The organism is Acetobacter okinawensis JCM 25146, from assembly GCF_000613865.1.
Lineage (GTDB): Bacteria > Pseudomonadota > Alphaproteobacteria > Acetobacterales > Acetobacteraceae > Acetobacter > Acetobacter okinawensis.
In genome coordinates this window covers 24,770-48,053 of record NZ_BAJU01000009.1, presented here as the reverse complement: position 1 = coordinate 48,053, position 23,284 = coordinate 24,770, and the positions used below count along the sequence as shown (strand labels likewise).

Below are 23,284 nucleotides of genomic sequence, written 5' to 3'. Positions count from 1 at the left end.
TAACCTACCGCCAGAATCAGAAGAGGAAGGCATGACACAGAAACCCGTTATCTTCATTGATGGCGAAGCAGGCACAACAGGGCTGGAAATACGCGAGCGCCTCTCGGCCCTGCCTGTTACGCTGTTTTCAATCGACCCCGCCCGGCGCAAGGACCTGCGGCCCGCAAGGATGCCATGGCCGCGGCTGATCTGGTTGTTCTGTGCCTGCCAGACGCCGCCTCGCGCGAGGCGGTGCAGATGGCGGCAACACTGGGTGATGCTGCCCCCCGCCTGCTGGATGCCAGCACTGCCTTCCGCACCGATGCCGCGTGGGTCTATGGCTTCCCCGAACTGGCAGAAGGGCAGGACAGAGCCATTGCAACCGCTCTGCGCGTCTCCAACCCCGGCTGTTACCCGACTGGTGCCATCGCCCTGCTCCGCCCACTGGTGGACAAAGGCGTGCTCGATGCCCGCTACCCTATCTGCATTAACGCGATCAGTGGGTACAGCGGCGGTGGCCGCAGCATGATAGAAGCGCATGAAAGTGCTGGCGGCCCAGCTTTTGAGCTGTATGGCTTAAGCCTTGAACACAAGCATGTGCCCGAAATTCACCAGCATGCTGGGCTTGGCCGGCGACCGGTTTTTGTGCCTTCGGTCGGCCATTTTGCCCGTGGGATGATTGTCTCCATCCCCCTGCATCTGGATGACCTGCAAGGTCACATCACCGGGAGTGACCTGCACAACATTCTGCAAGAGCACTATGCAGGGCAGGAACATGTGCGCGTTATGCCGCACGAGCCGACACTCTCCGCCGAGGCACTGGCAGGAAGTGACAAAATGGAACTGCGCGTGCACGCAGGCACACACTGCCGGCAGGCCCTGCTGACTGCCCGTCTGGACAATCTGGGCAAGGGAGCATCCGGGGCAGCACTGCAGAACATCAGCCTGATGCTTGGTTTGAACAACGCCTGAATTTTGAAAGGTTTTTAATATTATGAGCAATCGTGTTGCTATTGTTACCGGCGGTAGCCGGGGTATTGGATCTGCCATTGCACAGGCTTTGGCAAAAGATGGGTATGATATTGCCATTTCATACTCCAGCAGTTCGGGTGCTGCGGAAGAGGTCGCGGAAAAAGTGCGTGCTCTGGGTCGTAAGGCCCTGACCATCAAAGCCAATGGCGCATCGGTGGAAGGCAACCGCGAAGTCATTGCCGAAACCATAATCGCTTTTGGCCGCATTGACGCACTGGTCTGCAACGCAGGCACCTACCCTTACGGCCCGATTGATGAAATGACGGTCGCACAGATCGAAAATATCCTGAACCTGAACGTGCGGGCCGTCATGGTGGAAACCATGGAAGCCGTAAAGCACATGAAGGAAGGCGGGCGGATTATCTACATTGGCTCCGCTTTTGGGGCACGCGCACCATTCCCCGGTATTTCGCTGTATGCTGCCACCAAAGCAGCCCTGCGTGGCTTTGCCAAGGGCGTTGCGCGGGATCTGGGGAGCCGTGGCATTACAGCCAACGTGATCGAACCCGGCCCGATCCACACCGACATGAACCCCGAAGATGGTGAAGGTGCTTCTCTTATCAGCAGTTTTGTCGCAACCGGCGCGTATGGCACGGTGGATGACATTGCCTCCATGGCTGCTTTTCTGGCCAGCCCCAAGGCGTCCTACATCACGGGTGCGGCCCTGCCGGTAGATGGCGGCCTGGAAGCCTGACAACTCTCCACACTCCTGAAACTACAGGAGTGTGGCATAACTTTTGGTATCAATACAAAACAGCCTGCATATCTTGCGATATGCAGGCTGTTCCTTTGTGCGGCTTCCCTGATGTCAGAATTACAGGCTAGGGAAACATCCTTTTTATAACAGAAAATGCTATTATATAAAAGGATAAATACAAAAACGGTACAAAAAATATAATGGCTTCCAGATCACCCATCATGCTCAGAACTCCCCTTCAGACACATGGTCTTCGGTCTGTGCGTCAAACAGAACACCCCCGGCAGCTGCGACCAGAATAATCATGACCGTGCCTACCGCCCATGCAAAGTACCAAGGCCCCTGATCGCCCACAAAAACGGCAAACAGCAAAGCCACCACCAGAGCCAGACCCAACCCTGCAAAACGCAGAAAGATTTTCATCTCCCCTCTCCTTTTCAGTAACTATGCGTGTCTTTTATAATATCTGCCGTATGTACTTTGCCACGCATCACGTAATAGCACCATGATGTGTAACACAGGATCAGCGGCACAAAAATCAGGGCCACAGCCAGCATGCAGGTCAGGCCGTACTGGCTGGCAGAACTGTTCCAGATTGTCAGGCTCTGATCCGGATTTGTGGTGGACGGCATAAAGAACGGGAACATGGAGGCCGCAACCGTGCCAATTGTGCCCACCCAGGCACCAAGGCCCATCCACCATGCCACACGCGGCCTGTTGGCCAGCACCAGCGCTACCTCCGCTAGCATGCACACCACACCCAGCAGCGGCAGCAGCCACAGTACGGGATGTGCTGCATAGTTGTTCAACCACGCGCCAACCTGCATGCTGACGTGCTGCCCGTGCATGGGGTTTGCTGGCATGGCAGGATTCCCCTGCTCCAACACAAAGCCATGCATGCCCCGCACCCACACACCACCGACAAGGAACAGGACAACCGCCACAAGTCCCGCACGGCTGGCGTAACGGCGCGCACGGTCATGGATCGGGTTTTCGGAGCGGATCATCAGCATGACCCCACCCTGCATCACACTCAGGCTGACCGCCATAAGACCACACAGAATGGCAAAGGGGTTGAGCAGATAACTCAGGAACGACCCGTCCTGAAAATACTGCCCGCTCCAGTTAAAGTGGTAACCCACCCCCTGAAGAATATTGCCAAAGGCTGCGCCATACACAAACATGGGCAAAAAGCCTGAAAGCAGAAAAACCCAGTCCCAGCTTGCCCGCCATAGGCGTGCATCCACCTTGGAGCGGTATTCAAACGCCACAGGCCGCAAGATCATGCTGAACAAAAGCAGGATCATGACCACATAAAACACGGAAAAGGATGTGGCATACAGGGTGGGGAACGCTGCAAAAATAGCCCCCCCGCCCAGAATGAACCAGACCTGATTCCCGTCCCAGTGCGGGCCGATAATGTTGAGCGCCGTGCGGCGCTCCCCATCCGTGCGCCCCACAAAGCGCAGCAGGGTGCCTACCCCCATATCCATGCCCACCATCAGGCCAAGCCCGATCAGCAGCACACACAAAAGGCCAGCCCAGACGAGTTTGAGAATAACATAAAGGTCCATGATGCAAGACCCTCCTTAATGCGCCACAATGGACAGGTGGTCTGCGTCAGCACCATGGTCGTGCTGACCATGCGCCTCCGGCCCCAACCGTGCGAACTTGAACATCAGGTAAAGCTCAACCGCGATAAATATGCTGTAAAGCACAGTAAACCCGGCCAGCGAGAACAGCATGTAAGACACGCTGTGCGTTGAAGCAGACATAAAGGTAGGCAGCCGCTCAAACACCGTCCATGGCTGTCTGCCAGCCTCTGCCGTAATCCAGCCGAACTCCGTTGCCAGAATAGGCAGGGGAATGGCCCACATGCATATCTTGAGGAACAGACGGTTACGTTCCAGCTGGTTCTTCAGGCTCAGGTAGGACGCCATTGCAAACAGAACGAAAAAGAAAACGCCGAGAAAAACCATAAGGCGGAAGGACCAGAAGGTCACAAACACATTAGGCAGGATATCCGGCTTGGTCTGCTCGACAACACTCTGGATCTGCTCGGGAGGGATGGCGGTAACATCCTGATTAGGCGCATGCCGCGATGCCAGCAGGCCGTAGCCCATGTCGTTCTGATGAGCATGGAACATCTCCAGATCCGCCGCCTGATGGCCCTCCTCATACCGGCGCAGGGCACTGACAGCGGCAATGCCGGACTCAATGCGTGGAGCGGCTGCGTCTTCCAGTTCGATCATGCCGGTAATGGGGGTGGTGAAGCTGTGCGTAATCAGCGGGGTCAGCACAAACGGCACCCCAATTTCATACGAGCTTTCCTGCTTGGCATCATTGGGCAGAGCAGCAATAATCCATGGCTCATAAGGCGGCTTGCTGGTGTGCCACAGCCCCTCAATGGCCGCGATCTTGGTCGCTGGTGCTCATAGTCCAGACGGCCGAGCACGTCGCCCAGCGTAATGACCGCAACAGTGGAGAAAATGCCAAACAGCGCTGCCATTCTAAAGGAGCGGGCAGCAAACTCCCGGTGTTCCTTGCGCAGCAGGTAGAAGGCGCTAATGCCCATGACAAACATGGACGCCGCCACATACCCCGCAACCGATGTATGCACGAACTTGGCCTGTGCATCGGGGTTGAAGACAACGCCAACAAAGCTGTCAAACGTCATACGCAGTGTTTCGGGGTCAAAATGTGCGCCGTTGGGCATGTTCATGCTGGCATTGGCCACCAAAATCCACAAGGCAGACAGGTTGGAGCCCAGTGCAACAAGGTAGGTAATCGCCAGATGCACAGGCTTGCTCAGGCGGTCCCAGCCAAAAAACATAAGACCAACAAAGGTGGATTCCATAAAGAACGCCATCAGTCCTTCAATGGCCAGCGGCGTGCCAAACATATCCCCAAAAAAGCGGGAATACATGGACCAGTTGGTGCCGAACTCAAACTCCATGGTCAGCCCGGTGGCGACCCCCAGAGCAAAGTTGATGCCAAACAGCTTGCCCCAGAACAGGGCCATATCCTTGTACACCTGCTTGCCGGTCACGACGTACACCGTTTCCATAGCCGCAAGCATAAAGGTCAGCCCCAATGTAAGGGGAACAAACATGAAGTGGTAAAGAGCCGTCAACGCAAACTGAAAGCGTGAGAGGTCAACGACCGCAGGGTTAATCAGATCCATTTTCTCAACCTTATTACAGAAGAAAAGCGTTTTTCATTTTCAGTTCTTCATGTCGCTCTCCCTTCCGGGCAAAAGCGTGCGTCTTCCACCCTGACAACCCTGTGCATGAATGGCAGCACCGCCGTGCGGTGGGTCATGCACACAATGGTAGTGCCAGCAGCCCACCACGTAAGGGCCGCCATAAGAGCCTGCTCAAGGGGCGCATCCAGCCCCTCGGTCGGTTCGTCCAGAACAAGCCATGGTGTCCGCCGCAGCAGGGCCTGAGCAACAGCCACCCGACGCGCCTGCCCACCAGAGAGGCGCAGACCATCATTGCCAACCCATGTTTGCAAACCCTTTGGCAGGGACTGAACAAACCGGGTTAACTGCGCCACCTCCAGCACCTCCGCCACATCCGCATCCGTGGCGGACGGCGCACCAAGCAGCAGGTTGTCCCTTAATGTTCCGGCAAACAGATGAAAGTCCTGTGCGACCACAGCAACAAACGCCGCCATATCCTCGGCCCGGAGCAGGCGCACATCCACCCCACCAAAGGTTATGCTGCCACCGCAAGGTGCATAAAACCCGAACAGAAGATTGATAAGGCTGCTTTTACCCACGCCCGATGGCCCTACCAGCCCCACATGCTCGCCCTGACGTATGCTCAGCGATGCATGTTGCAAAACCGGGCTGACAGTCTTGGGGTATGCAAAACTCACGTCACGCATTACCAGGTCGTACGGAGCGTGAGGCAGGGCGTGGGGTTGCACCACCTCCGCTGCACCATGCGGCGCGCACGCCATTTGCAACCGCATACTTGCCAGCCGCGCTTCCGCCGCAGCCTGCCGCGCCAGCGGCAGGGGGGTTACAACCTCAAACGCTGCGAGAACCCCCAGAACCAGCATGGGAATTTCAGCAACACTCAACTGCCCCATCTGGTGCGCGTGCGCCGCCAGAACCAGCACGGCCAGCGCTGTGACAAATGTCAGGATTGTAACAAGCCCGCGTGCGGCTCCTTCCAGCGCGTCAAGCATCCAGCGTGCATGATCCACAGCAGATTGCTGAGTCTGCCAACCTTTGGCACGGCTACATGCCGCATCCAAAAGCAGATACTCACCCAGATTCTGAAGTGTTTCCGCCAGTTCTGCCTGAATCTGGCTCTGCTTTTCTGCTCCCCTCCTTACCAGCCGGTCCATTGCAGCGCCGCTCAGGCATGGCACCAGCGCCCCACCCAGCAACCCAAGTGCAAGAACCAGCGCCGCCAGCGGCAGAAAACAGGCAAACACCCCGACAAACACCACACCACACAACGCGGCGCGTGCAAAAGGCAGAGCAACATCCGTATAATATGCTGCAACCTTGTCCGTATCCGAGACAAAGCGGCCCAACATGTCTCCGCCCTGCAACTCCACCAACCCTGCCGGAGCAAGGGGGATCAACCGTTCATACACCCATGCACGCAACTGCCCCGTCAGGCGCAAAGCACCATCATGGGCAACAACCCGCTCCATATAACGGGCCAGAATGCGCACCATGGCAAAAAAGCGCACACCCGTTGACGGCAGGATAATATTGAAAGCCCGCGCGCTCACCTGCCCTGCAAGCCCGGCCACCGCCGCACCCGCCAGCAGCCAGCCCGACAGGAAAAGCAGGCCAAAACTTGCCAGTGACGCCGCACAAGCAAGCGCCACCCCCCAGACCAGACGCCACCGCGCAGCAGCGGCCAAGCGGAGACCCCCCTCCAGCCCGACATCAGGCCCTCACCCTGCAAAGGACTTCCCTGCGCCATCATGCAACGCTCTCCGCCCTGACCGGCTGCACGACAACCGTGCCGTCAGCCACATGCAGCAGCACGTCCGCGCGTGCAGCCATGACCTGCTCGTGGGTTGCCACAACAACAATGCGCCCTGGCACACAGCGGCATATGGCATTGCTCACCCGCAACGCACTGGCTGCATCCAGCCCTGCCGTTGGCTCATCAAGCACCAGAACATCCGGGTTGCGCAGCAGAGCACGCGCTAGGGCCAGACGCCGCACCTGCCCGCCGGACAGGCGGCTCCCCCGTTCGCCTATATGCGTTTCAAACCCATTGGGGAGTGCATCAATAAAGCCCAGCGCATCGGCCTGTGCCGCTGCGTGGCGCAGTTGCTCCTCATCCGCATCCGGCGCACCAAGGCGCAGGTTGTCAGCCACGGTGCCAAAAACCATAACCGGGCGTTGTGGCACCCATGCCATGCGCACACCATCCAGTTGTATGGGGTGGCCAGACACATTGCTGGCTTCCAGCGTTCCAACTGAAACAGGAATAAAACCAAGCAGGGCATGGAGTAGCGTGGTTTTACCTGCACCACTCGCCCCGGTCAGGACCGTTAACCTGTTTGCTGCAAAATCACAGGTTACGTCGTGCAGAACAGACATACCATCCGGCCGACACACGCAAAGAGCACGGCATTGCACTCCCCCGATCACGCCCTGCATGGGTTGCCCGCTATAGGAGCGAGCCAGAGTGGGCAAGACCCAAAACCGTATCCATGCTCTGCATGCAGCCTGCGCATTCTGCCGCGCATGATAACTGGCAGAAAAAGTGCGCAAGGGCATAAAATACTCTGGGGCCAACAGCAGCACCAGAAAAGCAGAGCGGAAGTCGGCAGTGCCCGCCAACAGACGTGTGCCAAACACAACAGCCACAAGTGCTATGGACAGGCTGGAGAAAAACTCCAGTGCAGCAGACGTCAGGAACGCCACCTTCATAACCGACAGGGTCGTACGCCTGTGCGCATCCGCCAGTTGGGTAATCCGCTCCAGACTCCCCTGTGCGCGCCCCAGCAGACGCAGGGTTTTTAACCCCCGCAACGCATCGAGAAAACTACCACCCAGCAGGGATAGCTGACGCCACCTCCGGTCCATAATGGCCTGCGCGCCATAGCCCACAAAAACCATGAATACGGGAACAAGTGGGCCGGTGCAGGCCAGCACAAGAAAACTCCACCCATCCACGCCCGCCACAACTGCCAGAATAAGCAGAGGCAAAACGACCATCATGGCAGCAGAAGGCAGGTAACGGGCAAAATAAGGGACCAGCGCTGCCGCCCCTTCCGTAAAGGTGGTCACGATATCTCCGGCAGCCACATCCGCACATGCAACTGGTCCCGCAGCAAACAGATGCGCCAGAAGTTGCCCGCGCACATGACTGGCCACCCGCAGCCCGGCCCGTGTTCCCATCATGTCAGATGCAAAACGCGCCCCCACCTGCCCTGCAAGGCAGATCAGGATCAGTATAAATGCGCGCCCTTGCGTGTGGGGGGCCTGAGCATGAAACGCCACGTTGTCCACCACATGCGCAAGGAGGACAAACTGGCATACCAGCAGAACAGCGCTCACACCCCCGGCCACAACAGACCCAAGCAACCAGCCACGCGCAATGCGCACCAGTTCCCTTGTCATATCTGTACCACGGGGGCGTGTGGAGGCTGCGACCATACGATCATACTTACATAGTTTATTTAACTAATTTATTTAATTATATAGGTATGCAATTCCCGTCAAGATAAACATGGTGTTGAGAATTTTCTCAGTTACAGAGTGCCCATGTAAAAACGATGTGTATCTTGATATATGTATTTATAATATGATTTATATTTATATTCCGTTAATGATGTTTCGTTTAAATACGATATATTTTCATATTAACTTTTTATTTTAATTATTTTTATTTTTAATCTATGCGTTTTTATTATTTTTTGTCAGATTTTTAATAACGACTGCCCCCGTTTGCAGGGGGTTTTTCCCCGAATAATGCCCGGACAGATCAATATTTAATGATTTTTCTAACTATTATCGAGCAAGCCAAAACACTGTAAAACACACCCTCTCCCATTAAAGTCAGGGCACCTCAACAACAATGCGCCCCCTCACCTTGCCATCCAGCAATTCCGTTGCCAGCGCTGGCACATCAGGCAGAGGAATAACCCGTGTCAAACCTGCAAGCAGGGTTTTATTCACCTGCTCTGCCAGACGCGCCCATGCCTGCCGCCGCACGGGTTGAGGGCACATCACACTATCGATTCCCACAAGGGTCACACCACGCAGAATAAAGGGGGCAACTGTTGCCGGAAAATCCATACCACCCGCCAACCCACAGGCTGCAACCACGCCTTGCGGCTTCATGGAGGCACATACAGACGCAAGAACCTGCCCGCCCACCACATCCACAGCACCAGCCAGCGGGCTTTTTCCAACGGACGGGACGGCATTTCAAAATGTGAGCGCGCAAGTACCTCTGTCGCCCCAAGCTGATGCAGGTAAGCCTGCTCCTCCAGACGACCGGTTACCGCCACCACCTCATACCCCATCTGGGCCAGCAGCATAACGGCCACACTCCCAACCCCACCGGTTGCTCCTGTTACCAGCACAGGACCATGGACGGGCTCTACCCCTTCGCGCACAAGGGCCTGCACGCTCAACATAGCCGTAAACCCTGCCGTTCCTAGCGCCATAGCCTGCTGACCACTCAACCCCTGCGGCAAAGGCTGCAACCAGGCACCCGGCACGCAGGCCTTTGCGCAAACCTCCCCAGTGCTTTTCGCCTACCCCCCAGCCATTGAGGATGACTTCCTGCCCGACAGAAAAATCGGGGCTGGCAGAGTGCTCGACCACACCGGCAAAATCTATGCCCGGAACCATTGGCCAGTTCCGCACCACGGGACCGCGCCCGGTAACGGCCAGCGCATCCTTATAATTCAGCCCCGACCAGTGGACACGGACAGTCACCTCCTCCGCAGGCAGAGCGTCGTCGGGTAGACATACGAGCTTGGCCATCTGACCAGCCTGTTCAAGAAAGAGCGCATCAAACATCAGTTTTATCCAGCGGGAGCAACCAAACAGTCATCACGCCACCGACCAGACAGTGGCGCATATATGCTAGCCACTCCCCAACGCCTGCAAAGCCCGTCTGTTCCGCTCTGACAGAGTTTTGAAGACCCTCAATTCCTCCGTGACATAAAAAATACAATGGGAATCATTGCTGGTCAGCGGCTCACTTTGTGTTCATACTGTGACATCCTAACAGTAAACCGGACGTTCTCTTGCTCCTGTTCATAATGGGTCTGCTGACCCTTATTCTGCTTATCGCAATCAGTATCCTGATCGCGCTTTCCGAAATCTCTTTTGCCGCTGCCCGGGAAGTCAGGCTCCGCAGCCGTGCAGAAGCAGGAGACCCCCGTGCCCAGGCTTTTCTGGCACTCCGCCGCAACAGCGGGCAGGTCATAACCGTTATCCAGATCTGCCTGAATGGCGTGGGAATTATGGGGGGTATTGTCAGCTCCGAAATGCTGTCCCCCCCACTGGCTGATTTTTTCACTCAGTGGAGACTGTCCGACTGGTGGGCGCAAAATCTGGCCTCCACCCTTAGTTTTGTTTTTGTTACCGGCATGTTCGTACTGTTCGCGGACCTGCTGCCCAAGCGCGTTGCCATGAGCAACCCCGACAAGGTCGCCCTTGCCGTGGGCTGGTTCCCACGGCTGGCACTGCGCATTCTCTACCCCGTTGTCTGGATTTTTTCCAAAATTTCCGATGTGGTGCTCAAAGCGCTCAAAATTCCTGCTGCCTCGGCAGTGGAACCTGTCACTCCGGAGGACCTGCATGCCATTCTGGCCGCGGGCACAGCCTCTGGCGCCCTGCTCCATCAAGAGCACCAGATGATCGAGAACGTGCTGGGACTACAGGACCGCTCGGTTACCTCCGCCATGACGCCCCGGGACGAGATTATTTTTCTCGATATTCAGGACACTCCCGAACATAACCACGAAAAAGTGCGCATGGAGCCGTATTCGCGCTACCCGCTGTGCAATGGCGGACTAGACAAGGTCATTGGCTCCATCCGCGCGGAAGACGTTCTGGCATCCGTTGTGGACCCGTCCACCGCTCCCTCGGGCCGCCCCCATTCCAACCCCATTGCCCGCATGCGCCGCGACGTCCCCTCCGTGCCGGAGACGCTGAACCTATGGGATACACTCGCCCAGTTTGACACATCCGGTGTGGGTTTTGCGCTGGTGGTCAATGAATATGGTCTGGTGGTGGGGCTGATTACCTTCAAGGATATCATGGGTGTGCTCATGGATGGTCTGGCCAGCCCGTTTGAGGAGCAGGCCATTGTCCAGCGTGACGCCAACTCCTGGCTGGTGGACGGTGCTGCCCCCATTGGGGAAGTCATGCGTGAGCTGGATATTGCCACCCTGCCCGACCATGAGCAGTTTGATACAATCAGCGGCTTTATCATGCACCGCCTACGCCGCATGGCACGCAAAACTGACCGGGTGGATGCCTCGGGCTTTCGCTTTGAGGTCGTGGACGTGGAAGGTTTCCGCATCAACCAGCTTCTGGTGACACGGCTGAATACCACTGTGTAAAAAGAGCAGAGTAGAAAAAAGGGGCAAGGCTTACCGGTACCGGCCGCCTTGCCCCTTTTTTCTATTATTCCTCTATTAACTAAAAAATGACATACTTCTCTTACCTTAACATCGTCCAATATAATTGGAGAGAGTGAGATGAAGTTTATAGCGATTCCCGTTGCTTTCTTGCCCGTTCTTTTACTGGTAGGCTGTGCGGAAACACCCATGGGGCCAACCGCACAGGTTCTGCCCGGACCCGGCAAAAACTATGGTCAGTTCCTGCAGGAACAGAACTTCTGCCGCTCCCAAGCCGCGGCGGCCGTGCAGGGGCAGGCCGAACGGCAGAACCATAAGGCCATTTATGGTGGGCTGGCCGCAACAGCTCTGGGGGCAGGTCTTGGCGCTGCTGCCGGCGGCGGCGCGGGTGCTGGCATTGGGGCGGCTGCGGGTGCCATGGGTGGCGGTCTGGGGGGGAGCCTCTATTCCAACAGTCAGCAAGGCGGCATTCAAACGCAGTATAACAATGCGTATGTGGCATGCATGATCTCTTATAAAAACGTCCTGCCTGCCCCGCAGCCTGCTTACGGGTATGGTTACTCGCGCTAAACGCAGGCCCGGATTTTTACCCTGAAATCTGGGTCAAACAGACCTTGTAAGCAACAGGTATGACGTGCACCGCAGCACACGGCAGCCCCATATAGCTTCCACATATCTGATGATTAAAATAAAAAACCATACCGTCCGGTATGGTTTTTTATTCCTCTGCCTTTCAACAGGCATAAAAAAAGGGCCATTCTTGCGAATGACCCTTTTCCACACTGAATATCTGACCAAAGCCAGAGGCAAGCGGCTTTAGAACGCAGCCTGCACACGGGCGGCGAGAGAGTTCCCGTTACGCCCAGCGTTGTTCCATGCAGAACCATTCTGGGAAACAATGAAGTGGTTGAAGTCAAGCATGAAGCGGAAGTGGCGGTTAGGATACCAGTTGATACCACCGGACCATACAGTCTGACGACCACCATTAACGTTCTGCGCAACGTCACTGAAGTCTGTTACGCTGTAACGACCCGTGATTTCCATTGCACCCCAGTAACCGCGTGAGGGGTCAAATTCATGTTCCACACCCGGAGCGGCGAATGCACCTTCCTTGATGTTATATTCACGACCCTTGCCAAACAGAGTATAGTTGGCAGAACCGTAATAACCCTGAAGATGAACGGTCTTGAGCTTTTCAGCCCCCGAAATCCCACTGTTGTCCCGGTTGATACCGATATTGTAGTATTCGCCTTTAAGCAGAAGCTTTTTCCAGCGGAAACCAAGTTCCGGACCTGCCGACCACACAGACGATGCGTTGCTAATTGTAGCACCAATCAGGTTTGTGCTGGTCAGGTTAACTTCTGGGGACTGACCGGGCTTATAGGAACGCGAGCAGGTACCTGCTGCCGTGGTTGTGCCCGCACTGCATGTTTCAGCCACCTTGAAGGCGCTGATGGCGGAAATGCCAACATGCACGTCAATGTCCTTAGACATATAAGGACGACCAGCAGCGCGGAAGGTGCCGCCCGTCTGGCTGTTTACAATACCTGACACACCATAGGAGTTGTTGCCAGTTGTATTGCTGCTACGCTGACCAAAGCTCTGCCCCGTAAAGTAAGCAGCAACCCACCAGCGTTTTTCGTAATGCAGACCACCAAAGCTGAAGCGGGCGTCACCTGCTGCAATCTTACGCACGGCATCGGTGATGGCGGGACGTTCCATCATTTCGAAGTCGTTCGAGCTTTCGGAATCTTCTTCCGTTACGCGCGGCTGGAAGTAACCGACCGTCAGGATGGTATTATGAAAGCCCGTGTAGTTCAGGTTCGCTTCATACAGAGTCTGGTCGGTGGATGCACCGTCAGCACTACCTGCACCAAAGTCAGGCGTTACGTTAGCAACCCAGTCTTTGTAACGAAAGGTGAAGGGGATACGAATACGGCGGGCATTTTCGGTAAAGCTGCTGAAATCACCAGCTTTTTCGCTACCACGCGCGTTAGTCCCAAGAAAACCACCAAAGTCTTCGTGGAAAGCCAGACCAACGGAAAAGCCGTATGCGCCGTCTTCGGAAGAAACCGTAAAGCGACCTTTGGGGAAGCCGACAATCATGCCACCAATACGGACTTCTTCGTCAGATGCCGTGGCAGCTTTGAAGTCCTTCCAGGACATGGTGTCACCACGGTCAGACGGCGGGGTGCCGACACCGGACAGGGGAGCAGCTTTTTTGAGGGGTTCCTGCTCACCAAACTGCACGTTCGGGTCGTAGGTGCCGTCAGCAACATGCATGGTGTTGCGGCCATGGCCAGCCGCCTTACCCACGCGGCCTTTTGCTGAGGTCGCATCGCTTTTTGCCAGCTGATGCTTGAGGGTGACGATCTGCTGCTGCATATCCCGACGCATCTGGGACATTTCCGCACGCAGCAGACGAATTTCGGAATCCTCAGTGGAAGCCGCCTCGGCCACAGGAGCGATTCCAGCCAACATAAAAGACGTTAGAGCAACAGAAGAAAAAAGCGAGTTACAGCGCATTGTGGCCATTCCATGATAAGAACGATGAGGAGTGAATAACCCGCTCTAACTTTTTTGTGCGTGATGCTTCGGTGATGGTTTCGTTACGGATTTATTAAAAAAGCGGCCCGTTTCCGGGCCGCTTTCCAGCAAGCTCAAATGCGCAGTAAAAATTACAAAACGTAATTTATTTGCCGCTTTTCCATGCGGACATAATGCTGTCCTTAACGGCTTTGGGCAGAGGCACATAATCCAGCTTGGTGGCAATGGCATCACCATTATTGAAGCTCCAGCTAAAGAACTTCTGCACGGCCTGATCACGGTCGGGGTTACGGGCAGGAACAGGAACCAGCACGTAAGTTGCAGACATGATCGGCCAAGCTTCCTTGCCATCCGTGTCCAGCAGGTTCACTGCAAAATGGGAAGCATGGCCCCAGTCAGCAGCCTGTGCGGCGTGGGAAAAGCTGTTCATACCGGCAACAACACTGGCGCCAGCATGGTTGCGCAGGCGGATGGTGGTCAGGTGGTTGCGGCTTGCATAAGCGTATTCCACATAACCAATGCCACCTTCGGTGTTCTGCACGGTTGCTGCAACGCCATCGTTCCCACGGGCACCCAGGCCACCGGGCCAGCTAATGGATGTGCTCGCGCCGTAGTTTTCCTTCCAGGAGGAGGAAGAACCCGCAAGGTAGGAGGTGAACACAAAGGTTGTGCCCGAACCATCTGCACGGTGAACTGGTGCAATCGCCACTTCCGGCAGCTTGACGCCGGGGTTCAGGGCCGCAATCTTGGGGTCATTCCAGGAGGTGATGGTCCCTGCGTAAATATCTGCCAGCACGTCACCGCTCAGCGTGATCGTGTCGGGCTTGATACCGCCGGGGATGTTCACAACCGGAACAATGCCACCCATAACCGTGGGGAACTGGAACAGATGGTTGGTTTCCAGCTTCTGGGCATCCATGGGAGCGTCAGACGCGCCAAAATCCACCGTGCCTGCCACGATCTGGTTCTGGCCTGCGCTGGAACCAACGCTCTGGTAGTTAACGGTCACGCCGGTGGCAGACTTGGCGACTGCACCCCAGCCTTCATAGATCGGAGCGGCAAAGCTGGAGCCTGCACCGGTCACGCTCTCGGCCCGAGATGCTGCTGGAAGTGCCGTAAGGAAGGTGGTCATGACGGCCAGACACATTCCAGACCTGACTGAAAAACGCATGTTGGTTTTTTCCCTGAGCCAATTGCAAAAGCTTATGCGGCAACAAAAACGTGCCGCGCTGTTCTGGGTTAAAGTAAGTCAGGGGGAAATGGTATTATGCTTTCAGGACAATTGGATGACGGTTTTATGACAACCCAGTCCATGGCTGCCTTTAACAAAAAACGGGAGCCAAAATGCGGTAGCAGTAAGGTCGGATCAGGTCGCAGGAGTTTTCCAGCAATATCTGCAATGCCACCGGTTTTCTTTAACTATTCAGAAAATTTGATATCCTGACCGTTAACCTCTTGTTGTACGGTTTTCCTGACTGGGCAGGGGACGGACGGTATGGTATGTTGGTCGGAGTTTTCGTTCTCCGCGTGAAGGGGAACACTGCTGACCATACCACGAGGATGGTCCATGCCAAAACGGTTCGTGACCTGCTGCATCCCCATGCCTGCCGCTTGGCCACCTATTCCATTCATGCCGGGTATGGCAGAAAGCGCCATAGGTGCCAGATGACCCAGCCCATCCCCCACAGTTGCCAAGACATGACCGTGACCGTCCGGATGTGCCGCTGGGAGCGCACAAACTGTGTCGGCATCTTTTGGTTGTGAACGAGAACAGCCCATCAACACAACACACCCGAACACGCAAACAGCAAGGTTGTGTCTGATATGCTGCATGGTTTGCAAAGCCCTTCTTTTTAGCTCCCGGGTTCCTCAACAAAGAGCACATCGGGCATATGATTGTCACTGTTAGATTAAAATCCGCTCGCAGGCAGAGCCTAACTTATGAGTGGGAGCCATATGCGGCATGTCGTACCCTCGCCCACCGTGCTTTCCACGCTCAAACGCCCATCATGGCGGGCCAGAATCTGCTGCACAATAGCCAGCCCCAGACCACTGCCCTGCACGCTGGCGGCTGTTTTGGCCACACGGTAAAAACGCTCGGTCAGACGGTTAAGGTGCCGCGCAGGAATACCCGGTCCCGTGTCCGTAACACTCAACACCAACCCCGGCTCAGTCGGCCAACCGGCATTTTTGGCGGCACGGGCGCAGGCAACCGTAATGCCCAAGGGCTCGTCATGACGTTTGCCACGGTCAAACAGGCCATACTTGAGCGCGTTTTCCACAAGGTTCATCAACACCTGCAAAAGCTGGGTTTCATCCCCCTGCACGCATAGTTCCTGCACATCATCCGCCTGAACCTGAAAACGCACAGGCTTGCCCGCAATCAGCCCTGCTGCCTCGTCCGACAGACGCTTGAGCAGTTCAGCAATGCCTATTGTTTCTTTGGGTCTGTGGTGCTCCTGCATCTGCACGCGTGACAGGTAAAGCAGACCGTCCAATAGCCGCTGCATCCGCTTGGCCTGCTCGGACATAATGCCCAAAAACTCCTGCTGAATACCCGGATCATCGGCGGCAGGGCCTTGCAGGGTTTCTATGAACCCCAGCAGGGAGGCCAGTGGCGTACGCAGTTCATGGCTGGCAAACGCCACAAAATCCGTATGCTGGCGCTCGGCCAGAACGGCCTCTGTCTCATCATGCAGGGCAACAAAAACCAGCGTTGTTTTGGATGAAAACGCGCCACCTCCCTTACGATACCCTTCGGAGAGAAACACATCTGGCACGGTTTTCTTCTGCAACCACGCACGCACCACCCTGTAGTGGGGGATATCCAGCACAATCAGCGCCTCGGCAGGCTGCTGGTCATCTTTTTTCTGCGCCAGAAGCCTGTCCACGCAGCTTTGAAAAGCCGGATGGCGGATAATGCTACCAATGCTGTTTGTGAACTGCCTTTTGGCTTCGGGCGAAATAACACACGGTAGCCGTGTGTCATTCAGCACCAGCGTTGCCGCAGGCAGGCAGGCCATGACCTCATCCAGCGTAACTGTGGATGAATGGTCCCGCCCCATGCGGTTTTTCCGGTTTTCGGAATCGTCGGGAAGCGGTTCAAAATGGTTCGCACGCGCCAACAACAGCGGCAAAGCCGCCAACGCGCCGCCCCCCGCCATGCCGCAGAGTGCCGCCAGCCAAGCATGCATGATCAGCCGCCCCTTTCTGCGGTGTGTTCAGTCCTGATCCTGCACTTTATCCAGTGCATAGCCACGCGCCCGCACGGTGCGGATCAGATCCGCCCCTCCCCCTTCGTTCAGGGTCTGCCGCAGACGGCGGATATGTACATCCACTGTGCGCAACTCCACAAAGGAACTACGCTCCCACGCATGCTTCAACAATTCCTCGCGCGAGAACACCTGAGCCGGGTGCGACATCAGGAATTCCAACAGGCGATATTCGGTCGGCCCCAGAGACAGCAACCGCCCATCCCGCTCCACCTTGTGGCTCACCCGGTCCATGACCAGCGTGTCAAACCGCAAGGTTTTATCGACCGGCGGGGCGCGCCGCAAAATGGCTTTAACACGGGCAAACAGCGCGTCCATGCTAAAGGGCTTGACCAGATAGTCATCCGCCCCGGTATCCAGCCCACGGATCGTGTCAGCTTCCTCCCCCCGGGCGCTGAACATGATAATGGGCAGGGCGGCTGTTCTGGCCTGCTCGCGCAAACGGCGGCAGACTTCCAGACCGGAAATACCGGGCAGCATCCAGTCCAGCAGAATCAGGTCAGGCCGGCGTTGCCGCACGTAATCCAGTGCAGCCTCTCCGTCCGCTGCATGGCGCACCATGTAACCCTGTTTTTCCAGATTGTAGCTAACAAGCCGGGCGAGTGCCGGATCATCCTCAACAACCAGAAGATCTGCCTTGTGCATACCAGAATGCCTTTTAAAAACCTGCCACTAGGATATGACGCGCAGATGACAAAAAACAACCGCCTGTATGCCCAAAACCCTGCGCGCACCCCATTATGGCGTATGGCACACGCATAAAAGCCGCTGTGCACACAGCAAAAACGGCTTTGTGAATCTTTTGTGACCCACCCACAAAACCAGCGGACTACCAACAAAAAAGCCCCGGCACAGTGCCGGGGCCTTTAAGACGTCTGTCATCAAACCGTCATAACTCAGTCTTCAAACGGATCGCGGACCAGAATGGTGTCATCACGGTCCGGGCTGGTGGACAGCAGCGTGACCGGAGCTCCCACCAGTTCTTCTACACGGCGCACATATTTAATGGCCTGAGCAGGCAGGTCGGCCCAGCGGCGCGCGCCCTGGGTGGTTTCTTTCCACCCTTCGATTGTCTCATAAACCGGGCGAACACGCTGCTGTGCCGCAGAGCCGGAGGGGAAGCGCTCGATTTTCTGCCCGTCCAGTTCGTAACCAACGCAGATGTTGATCTCATCCAGCCCATCCAGCACGTCCAGCTTGGTCAGGGCCAGCCCGTTAACACCGCCAACCCGCACGGCATGACGGACCAGAACCGCATCAAACCAGCCACAGCGGCGCGGACGCCCCGTAACCGTACCAAACTCATGCCCACGCTCACCAAGGCGGCGGCCGATGGCATCGTGCAGTTCGGTCGGGAACGGTCCCTCGCCCACGCGGGTGCAGTATGCCTTGGCAATGCCCAGCACAAACCCTGCAGCAGACGGTCCCATGCCAGAACCTGTTCCCGCATTGGCAGCAACGGTGTTGGAACTGGTAACAAACGGGTAAGTCCCATGGTCCACATCCAGCATGACCGCCTGCGCGCCCTCGAACAGAATGCGGCGGCGTTGCGGCGTGCATCATCGAGAATGTCCCACGTGGCAGCCATAAAGGGCAGGACCTTGGGGGCAACATCGCTCAGGAAGGCAAGGAGTTCTTCCTTGGCAAAGGTTGGCGCACCCAAACCGGCCAGCAGGGTGTTGTGGTGCAGGAGCAGTTCGTCCAGCTTCCAGTCCAATGTCTCGGGCTCGGCCAGATCGCACAGACGGATGGCACGGCGGGCCACCTTGTCCTCATAGGCGGGGCCAATGCCACGCCCTGTGGTGCCAATCTTGCGATCGCCACGGGCGGCCTCACGCGCACGGTCCAGCGCACCATGCACGGGCAGGATAAGGGGGACGTTTTCTGCAATCTTCAGAGTTTCGGGGGTGACGTTCAGCCCCTGCTCTGCAATCCGCGCAATTTCGGCCAGCAAAGCCTGCGGGTCCACCACCACACCGTTACCGATAATACCGAGCTTGCCGCTGACCACACCTGACGGCAGGAGCGACAGCTTGTAAACCTGATTGCCAACAACAAGCGTATGGCCCGCATTGTGCCCGCCCTGAAAACGCACCACCACGTCGGCCCGACTGGCCAGCCAGTCAACGATTTTGCCTTTGCCTTCATCACCCCACTGGGCGCCGATCACGGTTACGTTGGACATAGACGGTCTGCTCCTGAAAAAAACTGCCTGCTGGTCAAAAAAGAAAAATCACGCCTGAAGTGCTCTCAGGCGAGGTCCACCCTGTGGGTGCCGGTAAGAACGCTGCCACACCCAAGGTGACGGGCCTCTACCTCGGCCTGTGCGCCGGAGGCAAAACCGCGCACGGTCGCGTAACCCTGCGTACGCAGGCTTGCGGCTTCCTGCCGGTTGGCATCCAGCGCCAGATACACGCGCGCACGTGCCGGAGCGGGGGGAATCATGCGGAAGAGTACGTCGGGGCGTAGGGTCAACCCGCAGGCCGGTTCGTTATCATTGCAGATGTAACGCCCGCCACGCCCCAGCTCTTCCGAGCGGCCCACGGCAAACAGCGTTACACACACACCGGTATGGTATTTCCAGCCCCGGAATTCTACCGGGTCCACGGTCATGCGCAGGGTCGGGCAGATTTCACGCACAGCGGCTACCGTATCAATCAACCGGTCCAGCACAATGCGGGCTTGGGTGGCAGGCTCAGCTCAGCCAGCAGCGCCACCGTGTGCTCCGCAGCCCCGGTGGCGTCAAGCAGGGCAATAAGCGTTGCAGCCAGCGCTCCGCCATGCTGGGCCACGGCTGCGGCATCCTTGCGGTCGAGCGCGCGCATAAGTGCTGGGCGCTGTGCGGCGGGCACACCCGCCTCTTCCAGCAGGGCGGGAATAAAGGGCGGCATGGTCAGGTCGAAGGAGACATCCTTCACGCCAAGGCGCATGAGCGCTTCGGCCCCGATAGACATGACCTCTGCATCGGCTTCGGGGGAATCCGGGCCGATCAGCTCAATGCCGGTCTGCATGATCTGGCGGCTGCTTTCCTCCGCAGCTACAGGAGCAACCACAACGCAAGGGCCTGCGTAGGATACGCGGAGCGGGCGCGGCAGCCCGCTTACGCGAGTCGCAGCCATACGGGCGATCTGGGGCGTAATATCTGGCCGCAGCACCATCATGCGCCGGGTGTCCGGGTCCATGACCCTGAAGCACTGCTCCGCCAGAGCCACCCCTGCACCGGCAAGGTAGGTTTCCTCAAATTCCATAAGAGGCGGGCGGACGCTGTCGTAGCCGTGGGAGGCAAACACATCCATAAGGGTTGCCACACCCCGCGCTTCCGTACGGGCATCGGGGGTTAGCAGATCTACAAAGCCAGCAGGCAGCAGGGCCGGGCTAAAGGGCGGGTCGTCCGTCATGCCTCGGGCTATAGCACTCCATGCTCCGCCCGTCATGCCCGTGGGTGTGTTCTTTTGCGCCTTTTACCACACAAAACGGGTGGATGGGCTCAACCCTCGGCAACACCGGGCAGCGTTTCCCACCCTGAGCCGATAAAGGTGAGCACCCGCCGCCCCATGCCATCGGCCCGCAGCACCAGCAGATTCTGGTCCTCGAACCATGCCAGAAGGCGGCGCGCCCGACCGGTGGACACCGTGCCATATACCTTGGCAATCTGCGCATCCGATGGGCAGGGCGCGCGCTCAATGGCGGCACGGGCCAGAAAAAGAAAGACCGCCTGAAGGTCCTCTGGCAGGGCGGAGGCGCGGGTTTCGGCCTCCTGCCATTGTGTGGAGGCGGACGTGTCCTCCCCTACTCCGCTGCGGGCTGTGGCCAGTGCACGGTTAAAGCGGCGCAGGTCCAAAGCATTGCGCCCCAGCCCTGCAATACGGCAGCGCACCAGAAAATCCTGATACAGGACAGGCACGGGCCTGAAGGACGAATCCTCATCCTCCATCATGTCACGCAGGATGGCGTTCATGCGGCTTTCACGCTCGGCCTGTGTTTCGGGCGTGTCCTCCTCCTGCTCCTGCTCGGGCTGCACACTGGCCTGTGCCTCCCCATGGGCGGCAAGCTGTGTCAGCAGGTCGGGGGCTGAGGGAGCGGGTGCCTTGCGCTGGCGGGCGGGCAGGTCCTGCACAGGTACGGGAGCCAGAATAAGCTCGTGCACAGGAGCGGACGGCGGCTCAAACGGCGCAAGCACCGGCCCTGCCGAGCGGCTTTCCGTCTCCACAGCGCCAATGCGCACAGAGAGTGGCCTGCGGCTGAGGGCGGGGCCAAGAGCCACAAACGTGCCACGCGCAAGGTCACGGAACGCCTCAGCCTGCCTGCGCTCCATGCCCAAAAGGTCCGCCGCGCGCGCCATATCAATATCCAGAAAAGTGCGCCCCATAAGAAAGTTGGAGGCTTCCGCCGCCACATTCTTGGCTAGCTTGGCCAGACGCTGCGTGGCAATAATACCCGCAAGTCCACGCTTACGGCCACGGCACATCAGGTTGGTCATGGCCCCAAGGGAGGCCCTGCGCGCCTCGTCCGAGACTTCACCCGCCGCAGCGGGCGCAAAAAGCTGCGCCTCGTCCACCACCACCAGAACGGGGTACCAGTGCTGGCGCGGCACCTCGAACATACCGCCCAGAAAAGCCGCTGCCCAACGCATCTGCTGGTCCGCATCCAACCCTTCCAGATTGAGCACTACAGAGGCACGGTGCATGCGCATACGCTCACCCGCCGCATGCAACGCCATTTCAGAATGGTCAGCACCATCTATGACCAGATGCCCGAATTTTTCGGCCAGACTGACAAAGTCGCCCTCGGGGTCGATAATTGCCTGCTGGACCATGCGCGCAGACTGCTCCAGCAAACGCCGCAGAAGATGCGATTTACCCGACCCGGAGTTGCCCTGCACCAGAAGACGCGTGGCCAGGAGTTCACCCAGGTCCATGCGTGCCGGACCACCCCCCGGCACCTCCCCCATTGTAATCATGCTGTTCATGGTTGGAGGGGATACCGCCTTGTCCCACCCTTGCGCAACCATGCCTCCATTCCCTTTGCCGCAGCACGGCCGGTAGCAAGCAGGCATGGAGCAGATACCCCCCTGTCGGGGCCTCCCAGTCCAGCATTTCCCCTGCAACAAACACACCGGGGAGCGCTCTGAGCATAAAAGACTCGTCACACGCCGCGCGCGTAACCCCCCCGGCTGTGGAAATGGCGCGGGCCAGTGGCTCAGGGGCATAAAAAGTCAGCGGTACGGCCTTGATAAGTGCTGCCAGAGCGCGGGGGTCTGCGGGGACATCACCCTGCTCACGCAGCAGCCCCACCACTGCGGGGGGCAGACGGAGCGCCTTACGCAAACGATTGCTCAGGCTCTCCCGCACACGGGTTGCACGCAACCTGCCCAGCAGCTCCTGCTCGCTCAGGTCCGGGCGCAGGTCGCACAGCACGGTGGCCTGCCCCTGCGTGGCAATAGCCTGCCGCACAGGGGTGGAAAGCGCATAAAGTGCGCCCCCTTCCACCCCTGTGTGGGTCAGCACAATTTCGCCACGCACACGTCTGCCTTCAAACGTCAGGGCGATAGGCTTGAGCGGAGTGCCTGCAAAACGCTCTGCAAAAAGAGTGGACCACTGCGTGCAAAAGCCGCAGTTGGCAGGCTCCAGTTGCGCCACCTCCACGCCACGCTGTTGCAGCAGAGGAACCCAGCCACCAGAACTCCCCAACCGTGGCCAGCTTGCGCCGCCAAGGGCCAGCAGAACGGCATCCGCCTCCACCGCCACCTGCTGCGCAGCCGCATCCCCCGTCTGTTGTGTAGTGAACAGAAGCTGCGCGCCCTCGCCCCACCCCAGCCAGTCCGCGCGGGTTTGAAGAACCACCCCAGCCGCATGCAAACGCGCAAGCCATGCCCGCAGCAGGGGTGACGCCTTCATCCCTGTGGGGAAAACCCTGCCGGAAGAGCCAACAAAACTCGGCTGCCCCAGCCCGGACATCCACTCACGAATATCAGGCATGGTCCATGCATCCAGTGCCGGACGCAACCATGGGCTGGCCGGGCCATAGCGCTCAATGACTGCTGCATGTTCTTCGGAGTGGGCAATGTTCAGCCCACCCCGTCCGGCCATAAGGAACTTGCGGCCAAAACTGGGCATGCGGTCCATGACCCGCACACCATACCCCACCCCGGACAGATACTCGGCGGCGG

Annotated in this window: 13 protein-coding genes and 6 pseudogenes; 5 read left to right on the top strand and 14 right to left on the bottom strand. The window is 57.7% G+C overall.

Annotated features, from left to right (window positions below; all coding sequences use genetic code 11):
• Positions 1–31: 31 nt before the first annotated feature.
• Positions 32–951, top strand: a pseudogene (gene argC / locus JCM25146_RS17675) (N-acetyl-gamma-glutamyl-phosphate reductase).
• 22 nt (positions 952–973) lie between these two features.
• Entirely contained in the window at positions 974–1,705 is a 732-nt protein-coding gene (locus JCM25146_RS06125; protein WP_025826627.1) for an SDR family NAD(P)-dependent oxidoreductase, read from the top strand.
• Positions 1,706–1,933: 228 nt separating this feature from the next.
• Here JCM25146_RS06125 and JCM25146_RS06115 read toward each other — a convergent pair whose 3' ends face one another.
• From JCM25146_RS06115 to acuI, 6 genes and pseudogenes are all read right to left on the bottom strand, one after another.
• Complete coding sequence (locus JCM25146_RS06115) at positions 1,934–2,131, bottom strand: hypothetical protein (protein ID WP_025826625.1); 198 nt, start codon at positions 2,129–2,131, stop codon at positions 1,934–1,936.
• A gap of 14 nt (positions 2,132–2,145) precedes the next feature.
• Complete coding sequence (gene cydB, locus JCM25146_RS06110; RefSeq protein WP_025826623.1) at positions 2,146–3,282, bottom strand: cytochrome d ubiquinol oxidase subunit II; 1,137 nt, start codon at positions 3,280–3,282, stop codon at positions 2,146–2,148.
• Between the two features lie 15 nt (positions 3,283–3,297).
• Positions 3,298–4,892: pseudogene (locus JCM25146_RS17670) on the bottom strand (cytochrome ubiquinol oxidase subunit I).
• A 47-nt stretch (positions 4,893–4,939) separates the two neighbouring features.
• Positions 4,940–6,598 (bottom strand): thiol reductant ABC exporter subunit CydC, encoded by a 1,659-nt coding sequence (cydC, locus tag JCM25146_RS06100; protein ID WP_025826621.1) that lies wholly within the window; start codon positions 6,596–6,598, stop codon positions 4,940–4,942.
• Positions 6,599–6,659: 61 nt separating this feature from the next.
• A complete protein-coding gene (gene cydD, locus JCM25146_RS06095) occupies positions 6,660–8,315 on the bottom strand; it encodes a thiol reductant ABC exporter subunit CydD (protein WP_035372095.1) in 1,656 nt (551 codons plus the stop codon).
• Between the two features lie 438 nt (positions 8,316–8,753).
• Positions 8,754–9,725, bottom strand: a pseudogene (acuI, locus tag JCM25146_RS21270) (acrylyl-CoA reductase (NADPH)).
• A gap of 230 nt (positions 9,726–9,955) precedes the next feature.
• On the opposite strand from acuI, the gene JCM25146_RS06085 reads away from it, so the two are divergent.
• Positions 9,956–11,278: a hemolysin family protein gene (locus tag JCM25146_RS06085; protein WP_025826616.1), complete on the top strand. Its 1,323-nt coding sequence runs from the start codon at positions 9,956–9,958 to the stop codon at positions 11,276–11,278.
• Between the two features lie 138 nt (positions 11,279–11,416).
• Positions 11,417–11,866 carry a glycine zipper family protein gene (locus JCM25146_RS06080; RefSeq protein ID WP_025826614.1) on the top strand — a complete coding sequence of 150 codons (450 nt, stop codon included), beginning with the start codon at positions 11,417–11,419 and terminating at the stop codon, positions 11,864–11,866.
• 246 nt (positions 11,867–12,112) lie between these two features.
• Here JCM25146_RS06080 and JCM25146_RS06075 read toward each other — a convergent pair whose 3' ends face one another.
• Together JCM25146_RS06075 and pstS are read right to left on the bottom strand one after the other, a co-directional pair.
• Positions 12,113–13,831, bottom strand: coding sequence for an OprO/OprP family phosphate-selective porin (locus JCM25146_RS06075; protein ID WP_025826612.1), 1,719 nt, complete (start codon positions 13,829–13,831; stop codon positions 12,113–12,115).
• A 157-nt stretch (positions 13,832–13,988) separates the two neighbouring features.
• Entirely contained in the window at positions 13,989–14,975 is a 987-nt protein-coding gene (gene pstS, locus JCM25146_RS06070; RefSeq protein WP_242400961.1) for a phosphate ABC transporter substrate-binding protein PstS, read from the bottom strand.
• Between pstS and JCM25146_RS22855 the strand changes: the two genes are divergently transcribed.
• Complete coding sequence (locus JCM25146_RS22855) at positions 14,974–15,144, top strand: hypothetical protein (RefSeq protein WP_199897714.1); 171 nt, start codon at positions 14,974–14,976, stop codon at positions 15,142–15,144. The two genes, pstS and JCM25146_RS22855, sit on opposite strands and share 2 nt — an antisense overlap.
• A gap of 633 nt (positions 15,145–15,777) precedes the next feature.
• Here JCM25146_RS22855 and JCM25146_RS06055 read toward each other — a convergent pair.
• From JCM25146_RS06055 to JCM25146_RS17645, 6 genes and pseudogenes are all read right to left on the bottom strand, one after another.
• Positions 15,778–17,037 carry a sensor histidine kinase gene (locus JCM25146_RS06055; RefSeq protein ID WP_025826605.1) on the bottom strand — a complete coding sequence of 420 codons (1,260 nt, stop codon included), beginning with the start codon at positions 17,035–17,037 and terminating at the stop codon, positions 15,778–15,780.
• A 27-nt stretch (positions 17,038–17,064) separates the two neighbouring features.
• Positions 17,065–17,760: a phosphate regulon transcriptional regulator PhoB gene (phoB, locus tag JCM25146_RS06050; protein ID WP_025826604.1), complete on the bottom strand. Its 696-nt coding sequence runs from the start codon at positions 17,758–17,760 to the stop codon at positions 17,065–17,067.
• Positions 17,761–18,011: 251 nt separating this feature from the next.
• Positions 18,012–19,300 (bottom strand): annotated as a pseudogene (locus JCM25146_RS17655) (adenylosuccinate synthase).
• Between the two features lie 65 nt (positions 19,301–19,365).
• Positions 19,366–20,549, bottom strand: a pseudogene (locus JCM25146_RS17650) (ATP phosphoribosyltransferase regulatory subunit).
• 53 nt (positions 20,550–20,602) lie between these two features.
• On the bottom strand, positions 20,603–22,084 hold the full coding sequence (locus tag JCM25146_RS06030; RefSeq protein ID WP_025826602.1) for an ATP-binding protein: 1,482 nt from the start codon (positions 22,082–22,084) through the stop codon (positions 20,603–20,605).
• Positions 22,081–23,270, bottom strand: a pseudogene (locus JCM25146_RS17645) (TIGR03862 family flavoprotein). Before JCM25146_RS17645 ends, JCM25146_RS06030 begins: the two are co-directional and overlap by 4 nt.
• Positions 23,271–23,284 lie beyond the last annotated feature (14 nt).

Coding starts and splice junctions, on each gene's coding strand:
- JCM25146_RS06125 (WP_025826627.1), top strand. CDS start 974: ATGAGCAATCGTGTTGCTATTGTTACCGGCGGTAGCCGGGGTATTGGA.
- pstS (WP_242400961.1), bottom strand. CDS start 14,975: ATGACCACCTTCCTTACGGCACTTCCAGCAGCATCTCGGGCCGAGAGC.
- JCM25146_RS22855 (WP_199897714.1), top strand. CDS start 14,974: ATGACGGCCAGACACATTCCAGACCTGACTGAAAAACGCATGTTGGTT.
- JCM25146_RS06080 (WP_025826614.1), top strand. CDS start 11,417: ATGAAGTTTATAGCGATTCCCGTTGCTTTCTTGCCCGTTCTTTTACTG.
- JCM25146_RS06115 (WP_025826625.1), bottom strand. CDS start 2,131: ATGAAAATCTTTCTGCGTTTTGCAGGGTTGGGTCTGGCTCTGGTGGTG.
- JCM25146_RS06055 (WP_025826605.1), bottom strand. CDS start 17,037: ATGCATGCTTGGCTGGCGGCACTCTGCGGCATGGCGGGGGGCGGCGCG.
- cydD (WP_035372095.1), bottom strand. CDS start 8,315: ATGACAAGGGAACTGGTGCGCATTGCGCGTGGCTGGTTGCTTGGGTCT.
- JCM25146_RS06030 (WP_025826602.1), bottom strand. CDS start 22,084: ATGAACAGCATGATTACAATGGGGGAGGTGCCGGGGGGTGGTCCGGCA.
- phoB (WP_025826604.1), bottom strand. CDS start 17,760: ATGCACAAGGCAGATCTTCTGGTTGTTGAGGATGATCCGGCACTCGCC.
- JCM25146_RS06075 (WP_025826612.1), bottom strand. CDS start 13,831: ATGGCCACAATGCGCTGTAACTCGCTTTTTTCTTCTGTTGCTCTAACG.
- cydB (WP_025826623.1), bottom strand. CDS start 3,282: ATGGACCTTTATGTTATTCTCAAACTCGTCTGGGCTGGCCTTTTGTGT.